We start from the raw sequence: 804 nt of genomic DNA, 5'->3' as shown, positions 1-804 counted from the left end.
TGCGCACGGTCAGCGGGGCCGAGGTAAAGGCAGATGTCATTGCGTCTCATGCCCCGATTGTGACACACCTGTTCACGGTTGGGAATCTTCCGTCAGGCGGCTAACACTAGGACTTTTGTAATTAACGTTGAAAAATCAATTCGTCCTAAGAAAACCAGAATACCGGATAAGATTATTTTTGTCGGTAGATCTCACAGGTTCAACCAATTTTAAATCTTCTGATTCATCAACATTTCGTTGGTTAAAAGCATTTCAGAAATTCTATGGCGAGTTTCCTGCCCTTTTCCAAAAAAAGTACGTTGAGGTTTCAGGTTCCATTCCTGATCTCAGCGCTGACGAAAAAGCGCAGATACCAAAAGTATGGAAAACTGTTGGGGACGAGATACTCTTCGTAAACCGAGTACACAGCATAACCCAGCTCGGTGCATACGTATCAGCGTTCTCAGGGGCCTTGAAGGAGTTTGGGCAAGAAATTCATGGAATTCATAAACTAAACACAAAAGGAAACGCATGGGTTGCAGCGTTCCCAAGCCCCAACTGCAGCATCAGTCTTTCAATAGGCACGAATCAAGACCCTATAAGCGGCGGAAATGAACTCCTAACCGAGGATTTTGAACGCAAAGTTGATGAAACTCCTCGAGACTATGATTTTCTTGGTAAGGGTATCGACAGCGGATTTAGAATTGCAAGAAACTCTAGTGTTCTGAGTCTGACGCTTGTTACCGATTTCCGCGAATTTCATCGAGTTTGTCCAGCGCGCGGCGTTCGCGGGTAAGGATGTCTTGCGCCGACTTTGTCCAGACG

The 804-nt window shown here is 45.8% G+C and carries 1 protein-coding gene; it reads left to right on the top strand.

Features of this window, described 5'->3' with window-relative positions; translation table 11 throughout:
* Positions 1–127 precede the first annotated feature (127 nt).
* Positions 128–775: a hypothetical protein gene (locus EGN72_RS00245; RefSeq protein WP_158623095.1), complete on the top strand. Its 648-nt coding sequence runs from the start codon at positions 128–130 to the stop codon at positions 773–775.
* Positions 776–804: the final 29 nt, after the last annotated feature.

This window comes from Pseudorhodobacter sp. E13, from assembly GCF_003991405.1.
Taxonomy (GTDB): Bacteria; Pseudomonadota; Alphaproteobacteria; order Rhodobacterales; family Rhodobacteraceae; genus Pseudorhodobacter.
Note: the sequence above shows the minus strand (reverse complement) of the source record. Positions and strands in the feature narration are given on the sequence as shown.